The organism is Brevibacillus centrosporus, assembly GCF_046622605.1.
In the GTDB taxonomy this organism is placed as follows: Bacteria; Bacillota; Bacilli; order Brevibacillales; family Brevibacillaceae; genus Brevibacillus; species Brevibacillus centrosporus.
This window is the reverse complement of record NZ_CP176856.1, coordinates 3995224-4015579: the sequence shown is the minus strand read 5'-3', so window position 1 is coordinate 4015579 and position 20356 is coordinate 3995224. Positions and strand designations below refer to the sequence as shown.

At 52.2% G+C, this 20356-nt stretch carries 19 protein-coding genes; 17 read left to right on the top strand and 2 right to left on the bottom strand.

Annotation, left to right across the window (positions count from 1 at the left end):
• Nucleotides 1-28 precede the first annotated feature (28 nt).
• The 14 genes from ACLIN2_RS20280 to ACLIN2_RS20215 all read left to right on the top strand — a co-directional run bounded on the left by ACLIN2_RS20280 (nt 29) and on the right by ACLIN2_RS20215 (nt 15410).
• The gene (locus tag ACLIN2_RS20280; RefSeq protein ID WP_411501956.1) at nt 29-283 is read left to right on the top strand and encodes a hypothetical protein; all 255 of its coding nucleotides are present in this window, start codon (nt 29-31) and stop codon (nt 281-283) included.
• Nucleotides 284-871: 588 nt separating this feature from the next.
• Nucleotides 872-2341, top strand: coding sequence for a M81 family metallopeptidase (locus ACLIN2_RS20275; RefSeq protein WP_411504570.1), 1470 nt, complete (start codon nt 872-874; stop codon nt 2339-2341).
• Between the two features lie 64 nt (nt 2342-2405).
• On the top strand, nt 2406-3275 hold the full coding sequence (locus ACLIN2_RS20270; RefSeq protein WP_411501955.1) for a MurR/RpiR family transcriptional regulator: 870 nt from the start codon (nt 2406-2408) through the stop codon (nt 3273-3275).
• A 26-nt stretch (nt 3276-3301) separates the two neighbouring features.
• Nucleotides 3302-4936 carry an ABC transporter substrate-binding protein gene (locus tag ACLIN2_RS20265; protein WP_327930930.1) on the top strand — a complete coding sequence of 545 codons (1635 nt, stop codon included), beginning with the start codon at nt 3302-3304 and terminating at the stop codon, nt 4934-4936.
• A gap of 20 nt (nt 4937-4956) precedes the next feature.
• Complete coding sequence (locus ACLIN2_RS20260; RefSeq protein WP_092267624.1) at nt 4957-5877, top strand: ABC transporter permease; 921 nt, start codon at nt 4957-4959, stop codon at nt 5875-5877.
• 67 nt (nt 5878-5944) lie between these two features.
• Entirely contained in the window at nt 5945-6805 is an 861-nt protein-coding gene (locus ACLIN2_RS20255; protein ID WP_411504569.1) for an ABC transporter permease, read from the top strand.
• A 33-nt stretch (nt 6806-6838) separates the two neighbouring features.
• Entirely contained in the window at nt 6839-7726 is an 888-nt protein-coding gene (locus ACLIN2_RS20250; protein ID WP_411501954.1) for a serine hydrolase, read from the top strand.
• Between the two features lie 28 nt (nt 7727-7754).
• Nucleotides 7755-8741, top strand: a complete 987-nt coding sequence (locus ACLIN2_RS20245) for an ABC transporter ATP-binding protein (protein ID WP_301169441.1) — start codon at nt 7755-7757, stop codon at nt 8739-8741.
• Nucleotides 8738-9733 (top strand): ABC transporter ATP-binding protein, encoded by a 996-nt coding sequence (locus ACLIN2_RS20240; RefSeq protein WP_301169440.1) that lies wholly within the window; start codon nt 8738-8740, stop codon nt 9731-9733. The genes ACLIN2_RS20245 and ACLIN2_RS20240 overlap by 4 nt, the downstream gene beginning before the upstream one ends.
• Nucleotides 9730-10860 (top strand): o-succinylbenzoate synthase, encoded by a 1131-nt coding sequence (gene menC, locus ACLIN2_RS20235; RefSeq protein ID WP_301169439.1) that lies wholly within the window; start codon nt 9730-9732, stop codon nt 10858-10860. The genes ACLIN2_RS20240 and menC overlap by 4 nt, the downstream gene beginning before the upstream one ends.
• Before the next feature lie 15 nt (nt 10861-10875).
• A complete protein-coding gene (locus ACLIN2_RS20230; protein ID WP_411501953.1) occupies nt 10876-11700 on the top strand; it encodes a GNAT family N-acetyltransferase in 825 nt (274 codons plus the stop codon).
• 4 nt (nt 11701-11704) lie between these two features.
• Nucleotides 11705-13114, top strand: coding sequence for a serine hydrolase domain-containing protein (locus tag ACLIN2_RS20225; RefSeq protein WP_411501952.1), 1410 nt, complete (start codon nt 11705-11707; stop codon nt 13112-13114).
• A 1-nt stretch (nt 13115) separates the two neighbouring features.
• A complete protein-coding gene (locus ACLIN2_RS20220; RefSeq protein ID WP_411501951.1) occupies nt 13116-14549 on the top strand; it encodes a serine hydrolase domain-containing protein in 1434 nt (477 codons plus the stop codon).
• 24 nt (nt 14550-14573) lie between these two features.
• The gene (locus ACLIN2_RS20215) at nt 14574-15410 is read left to right on the top strand and encodes a M55 family metallopeptidase (protein ID WP_411501950.1); all 837 of its coding nucleotides are present in this window, start codon (nt 14574-14576) and stop codon (nt 15408-15410) included.
• Between the two features lie 83 nt (nt 15411-15493).
• Here ACLIN2_RS20215 and ACLIN2_RS20210 read toward each other — a convergent pair whose 3' ends face one another.
• Nucleotides 15494-16162, bottom strand: coding sequence for a tetratricopeptide repeat protein (locus ACLIN2_RS20210; RefSeq protein ID WP_092267633.1), 669 nt, complete (start codon nt 16160-16162; stop codon nt 15494-15496).
• Nucleotides 16163-16265: 103 nt separating this feature from the next.
• Nucleotides 16266-16832, bottom strand: coding sequence for a PucR family transcriptional regulator (locus ACLIN2_RS20205; protein WP_411501949.1), 567 nt, complete (start codon nt 16830-16832; stop codon nt 16266-16268).
• A 26-nt stretch (nt 16833-16858) separates the two neighbouring features.
• Between ACLIN2_RS20205 and ACLIN2_RS20200 the strand changes: the two genes are divergently transcribed.
• The 3 genes from ACLIN2_RS20200 (at nt 16859) to ACLIN2_RS20190 (ending at nt 20348) form a co-directional block, all read left to right on the top strand.
• On the top strand, nt 16859-17218 hold the full coding sequence (locus ACLIN2_RS20200; protein WP_411504568.1) for a DUF917 family protein: 360 nt from the start codon (nt 16859-16861) through the stop codon (nt 17216-17218).
• A complete protein-coding gene (locus ACLIN2_RS20195) occupies nt 17215-18795 on the top strand; it encodes a hydantoinase/oxoprolinase N-terminal domain-containing protein (protein WP_411501948.1) in 1581 nt (526 codons plus the stop codon). Before ACLIN2_RS20200 ends, ACLIN2_RS20195 begins: the two co-directional genes overlap by 4 nt.
• A 206-nt stretch (nt 18796-19001) precedes the next feature.
• Complete coding sequence (locus tag ACLIN2_RS20190; protein WP_411501947.1) at nt 19002-20348, top strand: sensor histidine kinase; 1347 nt, start codon at nt 19002-19004, stop codon at nt 20346-20348.
• The last annotated feature ends 8 nt before the right edge of the window (nt 20349-20356 follow it).

Genomic DNA, 20356 nt, shown 5'->3' with positions numbered 1-20356 from the left:
AATACTCATTGTGCAAGGAGTAATTTGTTTGGAGAATGCTTATGGTGGTTTGGCAATCATTGCTTGTGGGATCTTTTTCATTTTGCTTGGCGTGTTTTTGTGGAAAAAGGGAGACCAGCAAGTGCAATTTTGGGAGGCTCTACTTGATGTAATAGGGGATTTATTAACTTTTCAACTGCCAATCTTTTGCACCTTTCGTGCATGGGCAGTTTTTTCGTGGTTGATTGGATTTGGAATTTTACTAATAACTATAGTTGTGTTAGTCGCGAAATACATTTCTTGACTAACGGCTTCGTAGGCTCAATGAAACAGAGGCAGTCTAGGACTTTATTTTCGTATCCTGGACTGCCTCTCATTCTTTTTGACACCGTCTGTAACTTTAGTTTCTCTTTCTCTGTACAATGGGCAAATATGTTTTATTTATTAAAAATCCATTGAGGAACAAGCAAGAGCTGACCCAGGAAAAGAGAGAAAAAAGCAAAGGCATGAGGGACACAGCCGAGGCGGCATGGAAAAAGCGGAACCTGCCGTTAGCGTCCACCTCTGAACGGGCATCCCAGAGCCGAACCCTTTGGACGCGGGTGCCGTTTTTGCAATGGAGCCGTGCAGGGATGGCCCTAAGCAAGTGGCCCTACTAACAGAGCGTTTTCTCTCTTTTCCGCCCCACGACTACAGCACGCTTTTCCTCATACATTCAACCGAAAATCTTTTACCGAGAAAATAAACAAAAAATATAATTTTCTGAAATTAATGTTGAGCTTTTCCGATTGGCATCTTATAATGCAACTAGAGTTATGACTTCATTCATTGATCTATTTTAAAGTGTATACTTCAAAGTAACGTAAACATGAAAAATGGAGGGTGAACGGTGATGAAAATCGTAATTGCAGAAGTCATGCACGAAACGAATACGTTCTCGAATGTCCCTACGACACGCGAGCTTTTTGAATTGTGGGAATGGGCGCGCGGAGACGAGATTTTGACCAATCATACGGGTGTGCGGGATTTTCTCGGAGGAATGATCGATGGCGCCAAAGAGCGGGGCATTGAAGTCGTCGGTGCATTCGCGGCCAATGCGTATCCGGCAGGTACGATCACGAGAGAAACGTTTCTTTCCTTGCAGGATGAGCTGCTAACAGGGATCGCCGAAGCCGGTGAAGTGGATGCGATTTGCCTGTCTCTGCACGGAGCAGGTGTCGCGGAAGGCGTAGACGATCTGGAGGGAGCCCTCATCAAAGCCGTTCGCCAGCAGGTCGGTTACGAGATTCCAGTGATCGTCACCCTCGATTTGCACGGCAATATTACAGACGAAATGGTCAAAGAAGCAGATATTTTGCTAGGAGTTCATCTCTATCCACACACGGACTGCTACGAGCGAGGCCTGGAAGCGGTAGAGCTGGCGGAGAAAATGGTGAAAGGCGAGCTGGTCCCGCGAATGCACCTCGCGAAGCTCCCACTGATCGTTCCTACTTCTACGACGAATCTATCTCCGGCAAAAGATATCAATGAAGCCTGCTACAAATGGGAGAAAGAGCCTGGAATGGTAGACTGTGCGTTCTTTCACGGCTTTCCGTATACAGACATTCCCGAACTAGGGGTAACGGTAGTCGCGGTGGCAAACAACGATGCGGCGCTCGCCAAAAGGGCAGCGGAAGCTATCGCCAATCTGATTTGGGAAAAACGTGAAGAGTTTGCCCCAGACGTGGTAACGCCACAAGAAGGACTTGCGTTGGCAAAAGCAGCGAGTGCCTTTCCGGTCGTGATCAACGAAACGTCTGACAACCCGGGTGGTGGGACGCCGGGAGATGGAACGTATCTGCTGCGTGCCATGCTGGAAGCGGAGCTGGACAGTGCCTGCTTCGGATTCATCTACGATCCGGAAGTGGCAGCAATCGCCCATGAAAAAGGGGTAGGCGCGACGATCGAGGTGCAGCTGGGAGGAAAAACGGATGATTTGCACGGTGAGCCGATCGCTTTGACGGCTTATGTCAAATCACTTACAGATGGCGCGTTCATTACGTCTTCTCCGATGGGAAAAGGGCAGCCGGTAAACCTCGGCAAATCGGCTCGTCTACAGGCAAACGGTGTGGATATCCTCGTTTGCTCGGTCAAAACACAGGTATTGGATGAGCAGGTCTACCTTCTTCACGGAATTGATGTCACGCAATTCAAAATTGTATCTTTGAAATCCAGCCAGCATTTCCGAGCGAGCTTCGAGCCGATTGCAGCACAGATCATCACCGTAGACTCCCCTGGACTGACGACGCTGCGCTTCCAGGCCTTTGACTACAAACGCTTGAACCGACCGGTGTATCCTTTGGATGAAATCACGCGTTCCTAAAGATCGCTCATGAATGGGGCAGCCAGCAGCTAGCGGCTACACCAGTCAAAGGAGGGCTGTTGATTTGACGGGGAGCGTGCACGAGAGAATTCGTAAATCATATGAGCACTTGACGAACCAGCAAAAGTTGGTAGCAAAATACATCCTCGATGAACCGAATCAAGTTGCTCTCCATCCGGCGAAGGTGATTGGGGCATACAGCGGGACGAGTGAAACGACAGTGATTCGCCTCTGCTATTCATTGGGGTATTCCGGCTTTAGCGACCTGCAAAACGAGCTGCGCCAGATGCTGCTATTCCCCGTCATCCGAGAGAACGTGGTGCAAACCTTGCACAACACCACTTACGAGTTCAACGACAGCGACGATGTCATTTCCTTCACGCTGGAACAGGATCTCGCTTTTATTCAAAAAACCTTGCATGCGCTGGACCGTTACCTGTTCGATTCTGCGATTCAGACGATCGTCTCGGCGAAGAAAATCGTCGTGGTCGGCGGACGCTCCAGCTTTGCTCCTGCCTATTGGCTATCGTATGCCTTAAATATCGTCAAAGGGGATACGCTGCTGTACAGAGGCCAGATCGACGATGCCAACCATTTGATCTCGGAAGCAAATGAAGACTGGCTGATGATAGCCCTAGTATTTCCCCGCTATTTGCAGGACACCTATTACTTCACCAAGGCGGCGAAGGATAAAGGAGCCAAGATTCTGGCGATTACGGATCATGAGCTCTCCCCGATCGGGCCTCTGGCAGACGTTTTGCTCAAAGTAACGACACCTTCTCCGACGACGCTGCGCGGCATGTCCTCGATTTTCACGCTGCTGAATGCAGTGGTGAGCGGTGTGTCCCAGCTGGATCGGGAGCGGGTGAAAAAAAGGATACAGAAGTATGACAAGACGAGTGAGCAATTTTACCCGTTTGTCCAAGAAAACTAGGGGAAGCAAAAAAAGGAGGATTGTCCATGAAGAAAAGGCGTTTATCGAGCTTGACAACGATAGGTCTTAGCCTGTCCTTGTTGCTCGCAGCATGCTCTTCGACAACGAACACCAGCGCACCAAACACGTCAGGCACCACAACGAATGCGCCAGCGGCTGCTCAACCAGCTGCAACCGAGGGCGGTACGCTTGTGATCGCGGCACCTGTTGAGCCAGATACATTTGATCCGCAGAAATCGACCTGGCTGGACAATACAAACAACCAGCCCTACGATTCCATCCTGAGCCGGGATATGCAAGGCAAACTCGTGCCGCATCTGGCTGAGTCCTGGCAGGTCTCCGAGGACGGAAAAGTGTGGACACTGGTCATGCGCAAGGACGTCAAGTTTCAGTCCGGCGCGCCACTGACGGCAGAGTCAGTCAAAACGTCCATCGAGCGGTTCGCGGCTGTTTCCCCTAACAAGGATTTGGCAGGGCCGATTGACAAGATCGAAGCAGTCGATGCCCAAACCGTAAAAGTGTATTTCAAGGAGCCGTTTGCTCCCTTTGCAAACATGCTGGTGGGAACCTTCCTCGCTCCGTTTGATCCAGAGCGCCTGAAAGAAAAAGGAGACAAGTTCGGGGAAGCACCGCTTGCGACCGGACCTTTTATGAATCCGGAAGTGAAGCGTGGAGCGTCCGTGACCTACGCCAAAAACCCGGATTACAAATGGGCACTGCCTTTCGCAGAGAATCAAGGAGCTCCCTATGTGGATAAAATCACCTTCCGTTTCCTGAAGGACGATGACACGCGCATTCTCGAGTTCAAAAAGGGAACGATCAACATCCTGCAGGAAGTGCCGAGCACCTATGTACAGGAGCTGCAAGCGATTCCGGGGGCAAAAATCGAGAAATCCATGGAACAAGGCATGAAATATCTGGGCTTTAACAACCAGAAGGAAATCTTCAAAGACGTACGGATCAAGCAAGCCATCGCGATGGCAATCGATCGTGATCCGATTGTGCAAGTTGCCTTGTCGGGCTTTGCACAGCCGATTTTCGGACCGCTTCCGCCAACCATCCCTGGCTATAGCGAAAAGATCGAGAACATGGCGAAGGATATGTACGGACATAACGTGGAAAAAGGCAAGCAGCTGCTGGCAGAGGCAGGCTATACCGACACCAACGGCGATGGCATCGCAGACAAAGACGGCAAACCGCTTTCCTTTGAATTGCTCCTTCCAGAAGATCCAGCACTGCAGCGCGTAGCACAAATCGTGCAAAGCCAGCTGAAAGAAATCGGGGTCGAAGCCAAGATCGCTGTGCATGATATCGCCACGCTCAAAGATAAAGCCATCAAAGGAAACCATGAGCTGTTCCTGCTCTATTTCGGACTGAACGATCCGGATATTCTCTATCTGTTGATGCAAACCGACAACTCCAAGCGCGTTCACTACTCGAATCCAAAAGTGGATGAGCTTCTGGCAAAAGGACGCACGACCATGAACGAGGAAGAGCGCATGAAAGTATACGAGGAAGCACAGGAAATCCTCGTGAAAGATCCGCCATGGGTACCGCTCTATGTGGCTGAGTCTGTAACCGCAACTCGCAATATCGAAGGCTACAAGCTCAATCCGTTCACTGGTGACATTCCGTTTGGTGACATTCGCATTACCAAATAACGAAAGGGAGGTGGGGCGTTTTGCAACGATACCTGATTCGCAGACTGCTGTCGCTCTTGGGGACGCTCCTGGGCGTCACCATCCTCATCTTTCTGTTAGTTCATCTGATCCCAGGGGACCCCGTGCAATATTTGCTCGGGGAACACCCCACGGATGAAGCGATCGCGGCACTCAATGCGCAGCTGGGTCTGGATCGGCCTTGGTACGTCCAGTACGCCAGCTTTGTCGGCAAGCTTTTGCAGGGAGACTTGGGAACGTCGTACATCACAGGCTATACGGTATGGCAGGAAATCGTGGAGCGCTTCCCGATTACCTTTCAACTGGCGCTGTACAGTGTCATCCTGGCTACGGTCATCGGAATCGTGGTAGGTGTCATTTCCGCGGTGAAGCAAAACACATGGGTCGACAGGCTCGTGGTCTTTTTCTCTTTGATCGGTATTTCTGCTCCTGGCTTCTGGATTGCGTTATTCCTCATCTGGATTTTTGCTTACAAGCTGCCTATTTTCCCGATATCCGGATACGACGGCTTCTTTTCCCTGATCCTGCCATCGATCACGCTCGCGATGGGAGAAGCAGGGCTGATTGCCAGGATGACGAGATCCAGCATGCTCGATGTCATCAAGCAGGATTACATGCGAACTGCGCAGGCAAAAGGCGCCCCGCATCTGTGGATGATACTCAGGCACGGTTTGCAAAATGCCGTGATCCCCGTCATTACCCTGATTGGTTTGGAGTTCGGAGCACTTTTGGCTGGAGCGATTGTCACAGAGACAGTCTTCTCCTTGCAAGGCCTCGGCTCACTCGCGATTGAATCCATCGGGAAGCGGGATTTGCCTACGATTCAAGGACTTGTTTTTTTCGTCGCTTTTCTGTTCGCGATCACCAACCTGATCGTCGATTTGCTCTACAGCTGGTTTGATCCACGAATCAAATACGAGTAGGAAGGAGTGAGGATATGTGAGCGGAAACTTGAGCCAACTGGAAGTGGGGCATGAAACGCACCCGCCGCTGCGCGCGGCCGAATCTCCGGTGACTCCATCACCATCCTACTGGTCGCAGGTGGCCAAACGGCTGTTTCGCAACAAAACGGCGATGGCGGGGGCATTGATCCTGTTGATCTTTACCATCGGCTGTGTCTGTGCACCGATCATCGCGCCGTATCCGATCGATCAAATGAACTTCAAGGACCGCATGATGGGTCCGGGGGCTCAGCATTTGCTCGGCACTGACGACTTCGGGCGCGATATTTTTTCCAGGCTGCTGTACGGCGGCCGAATCTCGCTTTTGACTGGGCTGATTACCGTCACAGTGGCATCCGCCATCGGAGTGACGCTGGGTGTCATCGCTGGCTACTATCGTCGCTTGGAGATTTACATCATGCAGGTCATGGATATCTTGCTCGCGCTGCCCGCCTTGCTTTTGGCGATCGCTATCATTGCCGTGCTGGGGCCAGGCTTGACCAATGCCATGATTGCCATCGTAATCGCGGTTATTCCTTCGTACGTCCGGATCGTTCGGGCATCCGTACTCTCGATTCGTGAAAAAGAGTACGTTGAGGCTGTGCGGGCTTTGGGGATCAAGGATCGGGTCATCTTAGCCAAGCATATCCTTCCGAATATTTTGTCACCGATCATCGTCTTGATGACAGTGCAATTCGGGGGAAGTATTTTGGCTGCAGCGGCACTCAGCTTTCTCGGACTCGGCGCCCAGCCGCCCATTCCAGAGTGGGGAGCCATGGTGTACGTCGGAAAAGCGTTTCTGGGGCAGGCTTGGTGGATGTCCATTTTCCCTGGCCTCGCGATCATGCTGGTTGTACTCGGCTTCAACTTGCTAGGGGATGGCTTGCGAGATGCGCTTGATCCGAAATAATTCATTTTTCTATGGTGAAAGGGGTAATCCGAAATGAGCTTGCAGAAAAAGCTGGAGTCAGTCCTGTCCGAAACCTCCGCAACTTTTGGGGTAACAGTCAAGCATCTGGATACAAACGAAGAGGCGAGAATCAATAGCGATCAATACTTCCAAATGGCCAGTACGTTCAAGGTTCCGATCCTGGCGACGCTCTTTCGCGATGTGGTAGAGGGAAGGCTGAGCCTGGAGACGCGGATTCGACTGACGGAAGACGATCTGGTCTCCGGATCTGGCGTACTTAAGGAGTTTTTGCCTGGCGCCGAGGTAGCCGTGAAGGACTTGGCGACCTTGATGATTATCGTCAGTGACAACCTCGGGACAGATAAAGTGCTCGAGCTGGTAGGAATTGAACGGGTAGACGCTTTTATGAAGGAGCTGGGCCTCGCTCATATTTCCATTCAAAATAGCTGCTGGGATCTGCTGAGCATCGGTGGTGGATTGGCTGGAGAGAAAAAAGGACGAGAAGGCTTCGACAAGCTCAATGAAGTCTTTCAGACGACAGGGATCGATGCGGACAGCGCCATTTTCCAACCGACGCTCGAAAACAATGTGTCGACGCCGGATGACATGTGCAAGCTGCTTGCGCTGATCGCGTCAGGCGAGCTGGTTTCCCAGGAAGCCAGCGACGGCATTCTGGACGTCATGAAACGGCAGCAGCTGCGCAATCGCATTCCTTATCTGCTGCCTGACAAGACGATCATTGCCTGCAAGTCGGGGACAATCGGCAGTGTCGTAAATGATGTGGGGATCGTCTACCTGCCCGAAGGAAAAGGTGCGTTTGCCATCGCGGCGTTTTCGCATGGGAATGAATCCATGAAGGCAGGAGAGCGCATCATTGCGCAGCTGACACGAACCGCCTATGACCATTTCGTCGGCGAGTAAAACGAGCGAAGGAGAGGGGGGCGTGGCGATGAAGCAGAACGAAACCGTGTTGGATATCGATCAGCTCTCTCTAAAGCTGAAAACGGAGCGGGGAACCTTTACAGCAGTCAATCAGGTCAGCTTTCAGATTGGGGCTGGAGAGACGGTAGCACTGGTCGGTGAATCGGGTTGCGGGAAAAGCGTGACCTCGCTCTCGATTATGGGCCTGATCTCCAAAAAAACAGGCGAACTTGGGGGCAGTATCCGCTTCAAGGAAAAAGTGCTGAATCGGCTGAGCGAACGTGAGATGCGGGAGATTCGCGGCAGAGATATCTCGATGATTTTCCAGGAGCCGATGACTTCCCTGAATCCCGTTCATACGATCGGCAAGCAGATCGATGAGGTGTACCGTCTGCATACGAACCTGACCAAACAGGAACGGCGTGCGAAAACCATCGAGATGCTGCGCAAGGTGGGCATCCCGCGGCCGGAGAGCATCGTGAATGAGTTTCCGCATCAGCTGTCCGGGGGAATGAAGCAGCGGGTCATGATCGCGATTGCCATGGCCTGCGAGCCGGACCTGTTGATCGCCGATGAGCCGACGACAGCGCTGGACGTGACGATTCAGGCGCAGATTCTCGATTTGATGAACGACCTGAAACAGACGGCGCAGACGGCCATTTTGCTGATTACCCATGATTTGGGTGTCGTAGCAGAGATGGCGGACCGCGTCATGGTGATGTACTACGGCCAGATCGTGGAGGAAGCGGATGTACGGACGATATTCGCCAATCCGAAGCATCCCTATACGATCGGGCTTCTCCAGTCCATTCCAAGCATCGAGGAGGAAACGAGCAGGCTGAAACCGATTGAGGGGAATGTTCCGATCTTGGGTGAAGTCCAGGCGGGCTGCCCTTTCTATTCGCGCTGCGAACATGCGGTGGAAAAATGCAAGAGCGAAAAACCACCTGTCGTGCTGACAGGCAAGCACTCTGTCCGGTGCTGGGTCTATCAGGATAAGGAGGTGGCGATATGAGCGAGGATCTCTTGGTCGTCGATAACCTCAAAACCTACTTTCCTTTGAAAAAAGGGCTCTTCGGACAAACGTCGGGGCATGTCAAAGCAGTCGACGGTGTCTCCTTTAAAGTGAAGAGAGGCGAAACGCTGGGCATCGTGGGGGAGAGCGGCTGCGGCAAATCGACGACAGGGCGCAGCATTTTGCAATTAGTAAAACCGAGCGCGGGCTCTGTGCGTTTCCACGGGGAAGAGCTCATCGAAATGCCACAGGCGAAGCTGCGTGATATGCGCAGCCAGATGCAGATCATTTTTCAGGATCCGTACTCGTCGTTAAATCCGCGTTTGACCGTGGCTACCATTTTAGCGGAGGCATTATCAGTGGGAGCTTCGCCATCGGATACCCGTCCCATGCGTGAGCGGGTCATGGCGCTCCTTAGGCTGGTCGGTTTGAATCCGCAGCATGCGGATCGTTACCCGCATGAGTTTAGCGGGGGGCAGCGGCAGCGCATCGGGATCGCTCGTGCCATCGCTGTTTCGCCGAAGCTGATCGTAGCTGACGAGCCGGTCTCGGCCCTCGATGTATCGATCCAGGCGCAAATTTTAAATCTCATGAAAGAATTGCAGGAGGACATGGGGCTGACCTATCTGTTCATTTCCCACGATCTGGGCGTCATTCGCCATATTAGTGATCGGATCGCGGTCATGTACCTGGGGCGAATCGTGGAAATCGCAGATAAAAAGAGCCTGTTTGAAAATCCGCTCCACCCTTATACGCAAGCCTTGATCTCGGCGGTACCTGTTCCCAATCCGGAAAAGAAAAAAGAGAGGATCGTGCTGGGCGGAGATGTACCGAGTCCAGCAAATCCGCCAGTGGGCTGTGCCTTTCATCCACGCTGCCGCCACGCGACAGAAATATGTACGACACTGCGACCGACGGAGACGGTGATGGGGCCAGATCATATCGTGGCTTGTCATCTGTACGCGCATGACGAAAGGAGTCAACAAGCATGAAAATCGAGAAAATTGAAATGAGACGATTGCATTTACCGCTCAAGCAAGCCTTTGAAGCTAGTATCGGACAGCAGACGATGCGGGACTTTTTGCTGATCAGCGTCCATAGCGAGGGGGAGACCGGTTACGGCGAGAGCGTCGCGATGCCATTGCCTTTTTATAATGAAGAAACGACAGAAACGGTACTTTACATGATGGAAGCGCTGCTGATCCCGATGCTGCTCAAAAACAAGATCGAGCGACCGGAGGATGTAGCCAGACTGTTTGCCCCGATCCGCCGTCATCATATGGCTAAATCGGCTTTGGAAGGTGCCGTTTGGGATCTGTATGCGAAGCAGCAAGGGATTTCCTTGGCACAGGCACTGGGCGGCAAGCGCAAGGAGATCGATGTAGGGGTCAGCGTCGGGATTGAACCTACTGTCGAAGAAGTGGTCTCCAAAGTAGAAGGATTCGTTGCCGAGGGCTACAAAAAAATCAAAGTGAAAATCAAGCCGGGCTTTGATATCGCGCTGATTGATGCTTTGCGAAAGCGTTTTGGTGACGACCTGCCATTGATGGCGGATGCCAATTCAGCCTATACCCTGGATCAAATGGATCTGATCAAACAGCTCGACGATTACAACCTGATCATGATCGAACAGCCCTTGGCACACGACGATATCGTGGATCATGCTCGTCTGCAGAGTCAATTGAAAACGCCGATCTGCCTCGATGAAAGCATCCATACCGTTGAAGATGCGAGAAGGGCGATCGAGCTTTCGAGCTGCAGGATTATTAACATCAAAGTGGGCCGGGTAGGAGGATTGACTGAATCCAAGAAGATTCACGATCTTTGCCAGGAGAACAACATTCCGGTCTGGTGCGGCGGCATGTTTGAAAGTGGGGTCGGCCGTGCGCATAATATCGCGATTACTTCTTTGTCCAACTTTACGATCCCTGGGGATACAGCCGCTTCCAGTCGCTATTGGAAGCAGGACATCGTGCTGCCTGAAGTCGAGTTTCTAAAGCCAGGTGTACTCGCGGTTCCAGAAGGACCAGGGATTGGCTATGAAATCAACTGGGAAGTCGTGAAATCCTTGCAGGTACTAGAGAAAAGTTTTCGTCCAGAAAACGTAACGATTGGGTAACGGGGTGGGTGGCAGATGAAGCCAGAATTGAACTATCGCATCATGACGACAGTTGCAGAAATGATCGAAGTGGAAGAGCTTCAAAGGATCGTATGGGCTGACAAAAATATTTCTCCGGTCACACAGCTGATCGCGGCTGTTCACAATGGGGGAGTCGTCATCGCCGCTTTTCACGAGGATCGGCCCGTTGGCTTTTGCTACGGTTTTGCCGGCTTCAAGGAGGGCAAAGCCCATCTCTGCTCGCATATGCTCGGAATTGTTCCGGAGTACCGCGACTGGGGAATTGGTGAAAAGCTGAAATGGGAGCAGCGCAAATGGGCGATTGCGTACGGTTATGACAAAATGACCTGGACGTATGATCCACTCGAGACGCGCAATGCGAATTTGAATCTGAACAAGCTGGGCGGTTCCGTAAGAACGTATATCGAATCCTATTACGGCGAAATGAACGATGGCATCAACGCAGGGATGCCAACGGATCGGTTCCTGCTGGAATGGGATTTGCAAGCAAAGCGGGTGGCAAATCGGGAGCAGGGCATCTCGAATGAACGCAGCGAGTGGAGCGAGTATCCACGAATGCTGGATTGGGAGCTTTTCCAAGAACAGCCGCGCCCGGTAGATCGCCAAGCGCAGACCGACACCGCGGGAATTTTGCTGAGTGTGCCTGCCAACATTCAAGCGATGAAGCAAGAACACCTACCGCTTGCAAAAGAGTGGCGGTTTGCATTGCGAAAAGCTTGTCAGACTGCCTTTTCAGAAGGTTATGAAGTGGTTGGTCTGTTAAAGAGTGATCAGCCTGCGCATGCGTATGTCCTAAAACGAAGCCCAAAGGGGGAGTAGTGACATGGAACAACTGGAAGCCTATGTAGGGAAATTGATGGAGACAGCCAAGCTGCCTGGAGCATTTATCGGGATCGCCAAAGCTGGGGAGCATGTCTATGCAAAAGGTTTCGGTTACCGCGATGCTGAAGAGCAGGCAGAGGTGACGCTGGATACGGTCTTTGGGATTGGCTCGATCACGAAATCATTTACCTGCGTAGCCATCATGCAGCTGCAGGAAGCTGGAAAGCTGTCTGTGGACGATCCTGTGGTCCAGTATTTACCGGAGTTTCGGACGAAGGATGCGGAGAGCAGCAAGCGCATCACGATTGCCCATCTGATGTCGCATACATCCGGAATGCCTTCGATGCCCACGCTTTACTTTGCGATGCGACGCAGCATGGAGATTGATCCCGCTCTGCAGGAATCGGACAGAAATTTTGATCTTACTGCTCACCAACCGATTGATACATACGAACAGCTGATGGCCTTTATCGCCGATCTGGATGTAGAACAGCTGGGAGAGCCTGGGACTGAATTTTCCTACAGCAACGATGGCTATGCCCTGCTGGGTGCTATTATCGAGCGCGTCAGCGGCCAAACGTATGAGAGCTATCTCAAGGAGCATCTGCTGGATCCGGCGGGAATGGGGCACACGGTATTTTTGACGGAAGATTTGGGGGATTACGAGAACATTACGACCCTCTACACGAGCAAAAAGACAGAAGAGGGCAAGGTCGTGTTTGCGGCACCGCTCTGGTGGGATGCCCCTGCGATGCGGGCTGCCGGTTTTTTAAAGTCCACAGGACGTGACATGCTCGCGTATGCGGAAATCTTCCGTACAGGCGGGAAGGTCGGGGAGACGCGGATTCTTTCGGAGAAGAGCGTGCAGCAAATGATTGGCAACTACGCCGGCTTGGAGCCAGCTCGTCATTACGGCTTCGGCTTTATGGTGACGCCACAGTTTCGCGGCGGAACCTTGATCGAGCATGGCGGAGCATTAAAAGGGATTGCGGCACAGCTGTGCATTTTGCCTGAGGAAAAGATCACCTGCATCGTCCTGACAAATCTGGATGGCGCACCATCTGCCGAGCTTCTCGGAGCCACCATCAATACTGCCCAGTCTCTGCCCGTGGATGAACCGATTGCGATTTACCCGGACTACCCTGTCGCAGCTGACACGCTGCAGGACTTCCTCGGGGAATATCGCTCTGGCGAAGGGGAAATGGTACAGGTTTCTTCCGGAGAGACTGGGCTCGTGGTCACGTTTGCAGGAGCAGATTACCCGCTGCGCTCCGTGGGTGCGGATGCCTTCAGCTTCCAAATGCCTACTGGCTTGGAAAAATGGATTCGCTTTGTTCGTGACGAGGCCGGTCAAGTGAGTCGTGTTGCGTTTCACTTCCGTCAATTAATCAAGCAGAGCAAGGAGGCGTAACATGGGAAAACAAGAATGGGCAGAACCGTTTGAAGCGTATGCCCAAAAGCTGATCGATGAATTCCAGGTTCCAGGAGCGATGGTAGCCGTAGCCAAGAATGGGGAGCTTTTTTATGAAAAAGCGTTCGGGTATCGGGATCGGGAAGAGCAATGGCCTGTGAATCTCGATACGGTGTTTGGAATCGGATCGATTACCAAGTCGTTTTCGTGTGTCGCCATCATGCAGCTGCAGGAGCAGGGCAAGCTCTCCGTTCATGATCCGGTAGTGTCCTATTTGCCAGAATTCCGCACGCCGGATGAAGAACAGACGAAAGCCATTACGATCCATCATTTTATGACGCATACGCTTGGTTTTCCGCCGCTGCCTTCCTTGATTCCCGCTATGCAGCGAAGCCTGGAGGCGGATCCGACAGCGGCCGACCTGCTGAAGGCTTTTGAAGCGCAATGCCAAAAGCCGATTGATACCTTTGAAGAGCTGATGGCCTACATTGGCGATCTGTCCTTTGAACTGATCGGGAAGCCGGGAGAACAGTTCAGCTATTCCAACGACGCGTTCGGCTTGCTGGGTGCCATCGTTGAGCGTGTTACAGGAAAATCATACGAGGCTTATGTCAAGGATCACATCCTGCAGCCCCTGGGAATGGACCGCTCTGTCTTTCATGTCGAGGAATTGGGTGCCGATGACAACTGCGCGATGCTGTACACTCCGCAAGTACAAGAGGGGGTTCGCGAAGTGCTGCGGGCACCGCTCTGGTGGGATTCTCCTTCCATGCGTGCTGCGGGCTTCCTGAAAGCATCTGCTCGCGACATGCTGCAATATGCGGAGCTGTTCCGTACCGGAGGACTTGGCAAGGGGACGCGCATCATCTCGGAGGAAAGCACGGCACAGATGGTAACCCCTCATGCCAAAATTGATCCACTTCGCAGCTATGGATACGGGCTTGGTATCCTGCCATTTTCAGAAGGTCGTACCCTTGTACAGCATACCGGCGGCCTGAAAGGGATTACTGCGCAGATGTTCATTATCCCGGAAGAGGGAATTACAGGGATTTTGCTGACAAATATGGATGATGCGCCAATTACCGATTTGACTTTGGGTCTGCTGAACAGTGTGTTTGAGCGCCCCATCGATACGCAGTACGCTACGTTTGCGAACTATGAAGCTTCCCTCGCCGAACTGCAGACGTGCACAGGCACCTTCAAGTCCGGCGAAGGAGATGAAGTAAAAGTTCGCTTCGATGAAAACGAAGGGAAGCTCGTGCTGATTCTCGATAAAACGGAACTGCCTCTTCGTCCAATCGAAAAGGATGCGTTTGTATTTACGCGCCGCGGTATCGATACGGTGGTTCACTTCGTGCGCAATACGGCGGGAGAGGTCAAACGCTTTGCTTTGTTTTCGCGACAGCTGCCAAAAGTAGAGGTCGTAAACGCGTAATTTTAGGGCGGGAGGAATCCACGGATGAAGGTATTTATTTCTTTGGACATGGAAGGGATTTCTGGGATCACGGAGTGGGAAGATACGATCCCGGGGCGGCGGCATTATGAGGCAGGGCGACGACTGCTGACCCAAGATGTAAACGCCGCCATCGAGGGCGCTCTGGAAGCAGGAGCGACACAGATCGTGGTAAATGAGTCACATGGACCGATGAACAATCTGATTCTCGAGGATTTGCATCCACAGGCAGACGTCATCCGCGGTTTCTTCAAGCCGTTGTGCATGATGCAAGGAATCGACAGCACGTACGATGCCGCCTTTTTTGTCGGGTATCACGGAAAAGCTGGCGTTGGCGATGCCGTGCTCAATCATACGCTATCCGGTGTGGCGATCCACCGCCTCGTGCTGAACGGAAAAGAAGTGGGCGAAGCCGGATTAAACGCTGCGGTAGCAGGCGCTTTTGGCGTACCTGTCGTATTGGTGACTGGAGACTCCCAAACTGCACAGGAAGTGGAGCAGGATATACCAGGGGTCTTTACGGTAGCGGTGAAAACGGGTATTACCGGACTTTCCTCCCAAGCGATTCACCCTGTCCGCGCACGTGAGATGATCCGTCAGCAGGCGAAACAGGCTTTGATCAACCGAAGTGCGGTACAGCCACTCGCTCAGCAATCGGAAAATACGCTCGAAGTGGAGTTCACCAAATCGCAGTTCGCCACGGCCGTTAGCTGGATGCCGGGAGTCGAGCTGGTGGAAGGGCGTAAGGTTCGCTATCAATCCGCTGATGTGGTCAGCATGATGCCTGTGCTGCAAGCGATGCTGATGCTTACAGGGCAAGTCAATCGCATGGTTACAGGCTGATAGGCGAAGAATCAAGAAAAGGCAGCAGCAGAATCAAGACAAGTACGATCGTCTTGGACTGCTGCTGCCTGATTTGTTTTGCCTTACTTTTTCAGCCATGCCAGCAAGGCCCAGCGCCTTTCCAAGCGGCGCTTGTAGGGAGGCAAAACGCGATAAACCTCAACGGCTTCCCGGTACGATTGCTTGGCTTTTTCCTTTTGGTTTAGCTCGGCGTACAGCTCTCCTTGTTTGTAGTACACCTCGCACGATGACATGTTCATCTTCGCCAATTCTTCCAGACTCGCTAACGCTTTTTCCATCTGTGCAAGCTTCGCATACGCTTCGGCTACGCGAAGATAGGGTTCTCCATATTTGACCCGCGGATTGACCTTTAATGCCTGCTCGATTAGCCGCAAGCCCTCTTCTACACGCCCCACCTTCAGAAGGCAGGTACCCTTGTCGCACAAATATTCTGGAGAATCCTCCATGACGGATGCGACTTCTTCCAAATAGGACAAAGCTACACTGAACTGCTTTTTTTCCATCAGCAATCGGGCAGCCTCGAGTTTAGCGGTGGTATCATGCGGATTGAGACGAAGCAGGTTCGTAAGAGCGGATAGCCGTCTCCATCGCCGATAAGGCTTGGTGATGTCCGGAAGCAGGCGGACAAAGCGAAGATCCAAAAAGTAGAGCACCAGCAAAATGATGATCAGTGCGGCGAAAGGACTCCCTGTAAGCCACCATAAAATCGAAAACAAGAAAAATTTCCCCAACTTCTTTTCCCTCGATCCTCTATGTTTTTTCCTCCTAACTATAAGATCCATGCCTAGCAACTGTCAAATATTGTTAGTTGATAGCTGGTTGGCTATGGATCGATCACACCATTTTCTCCGCCTTCCGCAGCTTGTAAATCTTGATCGCAATCGAGAGGTCCTCCAGAACATCATCACTGGAGCACTTTGGCGCAACCAGCTCCTGTACTTTGGCTACCCGATAGCGGATCGTATTCTCGTGAAGAAACAGAGCTTTCGCTGTTTTACGGAAATCGCGTCCATTTTGAATAAAGCAGTCCATCGTTTCAAACAGGTTAGATTGGTTTGTTTTTTGGTCAAACTCCAAGATGGGGCCAAGAATATCGCTGTAGAACAGATCCAGCTCCTTGTGCCCGCTGAACAGCTTCAGCAAGCGGACGATTCCAAGGTTGTTGTAGTATATGACGCTGGAGTTTTTGATGCTATGGGAGTTGACGGCCGTGATGGCTTGGCTGATCGCATTGCCGCAGTCGAGGAGGCTGTTGCTGCTGCTGACGCCAATCACACAGTCTTGCATATAGCGATTGATCGTCTCGATCACATAGTCGATTTTCTTTTGCTCGGCGCCCGCTGAACCGTCCTTGTAGCTAACCAGAAACAGGAAGCCTTCTTTGTACTCGAGCGCGGACATCGTGATATCCCGATTGATGGTGCCAAATAGCGCCGAATGCGTTTGAGAGACGCACGACAGAGGGGTTTGCCAAAGGGGAAGTGAAGCTGGACGGCATCGATCAATACCTCGGTCAAACTGCAAGGCTGGACTTCAAAAATGAGTTCCTGATCGCAACGGTGGGCGAGGAAGTGGTAGCGACTACACCTGATCTCATTTCCGTGCTGGATTTTGAAACGGGTCTCCCGATCACGACAGAAGGCTTGCGATATGGGAACCGGATCGCGGTCATCGGTCTTTCCTGCAATGAAAAGTGGAGAACCGAAAAAGGAATCGAGACGGTAGGACCGCGTTATTTCGGCTATGACTTGGATTATCGTCCGTTGAAGGGAGAGACTGGGGCATGACATACCGCATTGGAATTGACGTAGGTGGAACCCATACGGATGCTGTCATTTTGGATGAGCAAAACATGCTGCATGCGAAAACAAAAGTGGCGACGACAGAGGATGTCGGCGGTGGGATTCAGGAGGCCATTCGTGTCTTGCTTGCGGAGAGTGGCATCCAGCCCGCGCAGATTGCATCGGCTATGCTGGGAACGACACACTGCACCAATGCGATCGTGGAGAGGAAGCGCTTGTCCAAAATTGGCGTGATTCGCATTGGTGCGCCGGCTACAGATGCTATTCCTCCGTACTCGGATTGGCCACAGGATTTGCTGGAAGCGATCTTTGTCGGATCGACGATTGTTCACGGTGGGCACGAGTATACCGGCCAACGCTTGTCCCGGCTGGACGAAGAAGAAATTCGCCGCATGGGCGCACAGTGGCGGGGAAAAGTGAAAGCCGTAGCGGTGACCTCCGTTTTCTCGCCAGTGGATGCGTCGGATGAGCTGCGTGCCAAGCAGCTGCTGCAGGAAGAGCTAGGCGCTGAGGTGGCGATCTCTTTATCATATGAAATTGGCAATATCGGACTCTTGGAGCGGGAAAATGCAACGATATTGAATGCTTCTCTGACAGAAGCAGCCCAGCAAATGGTAAGCGGCTTTCAGCAATCCCTGAGCGCGAATGGAATTGAAAATGCCCACATTTATCTGAGTCAGAACGATGGGACGTTAATGACGGCTGAGTACGCACGCAGGTTCCCTGTCCTGACTATCGCTTCAGGCCCGACAAACAGTGTGCGCGGCGCTTCCTTTTTGTGCGGGATTGAAGATGCGCTCGTCGTAGACGTTGGCGGAACCACAACCGATATTGGCGTCCTGACCAAAGGCTTTCCGCGCGAGTCCTCCCTCGTCGCTCAGATCGGCGGTGTTCGCACGAATTTCCGGATGCCGGATCTCTTGTCGTTTGGACTGGGCGGCGGTACGCGAATTCGCGGGCTGGGAGCAGAACCGCAAGTCGGCCCGGATAGCGTCGGGTATCGACTATCCAAAGAAGGCTTAATTTTTGGCGGTGAGGTGCTGACGGCATCAGATGTCGCCGTTGCAGTGGGACAAGCACAGATCGGGGATGCACAAAAAGTCGCGCATCTGCCTGCGGACGATGTCCAGTGTGTCTATCAAAAAATGACGGTCATGGTAGAAGAAGCAATCGACCGGATGAAAACTTCGGCAGAGCCGGTTCCTGCCATCCTCGTTGGTGGAGGAAGCATCCTTCTCCCTGATCAGCTGCAAGGAGTCTCCGAGGTCATCCGACCGGAAAACTATGAGGTCGCAAATGCCATCGGTGTGACCATCGCACAGGTCAGCGGACAAATCGATCGGATCTATGCCAATGAAGCGCGAACGCGCGAAGAGATTCTGGAGGATTGCCAGCAGCTAGCGACAGCCGAGGCAGTGCGTGCCGGCGCCCTTCCTGAGACGGTAAAAATCGTCGATATCGAAGAAGTACCGCTGGCGTATCTGAGCGGGAACGCCGTGCGGATGAGAGCAAAGGCGGTTGGGGAGCTTTTTCCTGTGGCGGCACGAGCTATCAGGGGTTAACTAGATTTGAATTTGTGCTTATGATGAGTTGGGCAAGACCCTCGTCCGAATGCGGCGACAGGGTTTTGCCTTTTTTAACATGTGCTCTGAGATAGTAGTGAAAGGTGAACCAAAACGCTTCCCCAAACCCATCCGACAAAATTCGTGCTAAAATGAGGGAAACGGTTGCACACGCCATGTCTGGACGGAAAGGTCAGGAGAGAACGATGAAAATAATCGCTGCGCGAACCAACAAAAAGGTCGGAATGATCATCATGGTCGCAATCTTTCTGAGCTTGTGCTTCATGCTTGCGAATATTTTCCTCACGTATGACAGTACGGTTCGAACGGTGGAGATTTCAATTTCGACGCAAAGCATGAAGACAGCCGCGGATATTGCCCGCGAGGTAGATGTCGAGGGCTTCGAGCGATTTCTGCAAAAGCCTACGGAGGATAGTGCGGACTATATCATGCTCAACCGTTTTCTCAACGACTATCGGCTAAAAATCGGGGCAAAGCATGTGTATATCGTCGTCATGGATGCGGAAGGAAACAGTCGGGTCATGATTAACGGTCTTCCTCCAGGAGACACCGCCCACACGTATATCGGCGAGCTATGCACGCTGACGATGGAAGAGGTCCAGCCAGCGTATCATGGTGACACGTTTCATACGGGAATCATTCACGATCCCAAATACGGAGTCTACATCACGACTGGCGCGCCTTTGTTCAACACATCAGGGAAGCTGGTCGGGATTGTGGGGATTGATACCGGCGTGGAAGTGTTGGAACAGATCGAAAACAACGCTCTGAAAAATAGTCTTTTCTACTTTTTCGCAAATTTAGTGGTCCTCGTACTCATCGTGGTGAGCTACACGCTCATCCGTCGGTGGTATCAAAAAGAGACGCTGCGTGTGGTAGGGGATTCGGAGCAAACCTTTCAAAAGGAATTTCGCTCCATCCTTACCTCGATTCAGTCGATCAAGCATGACTTCGCCAATCATCTCCAGGTGATCTTTGGTCTGCTGGAGTTGCGTAAGGTAGAGCGGGCACAGGAGTATTTGCGCGGATTGCAAACTGATCTGCAGGTCGTGACCCTTACGCAGCAAGTTGCCAATCCCGCCTTGCTGGTGCTGCTTCATTCTAAAGTGGAAAAGGCGCGTGCTTCTCAAATCGAGATGGACTTTCACGTTTCTCCCGAGGAAAACTTCGAGGGTGTCCTTTCTTCCGATTTAATCAAGATTCTCTCCAACCTGCTGGATAACGCTATCGAGGCAGCGGAGGCAGATCCGATCGGGGAGAGAAGCATTTCGCTTCATTTGAAAAAAGTGGGCAACACCTATCAGTTTACGGTCGAAAATACGGGTGCGACTATACCGGCAGAAGACGTGAAAAGGGTGACGCAGGAAGGGTTCACGACCAAAATGTCGGAAGCGGGTGGGGCGCGTGGTTACGGCCTTAGCATCGTGCAGGAGATCGTGAAAAAATATGAGGGCGAGCTATCTGTTACTTCTGCTCGTGGAAGGACATGCTTCTCAATTTTGTTAGTAGTGGACAAAAGAGTGGCAGGCTAGTTATTTCG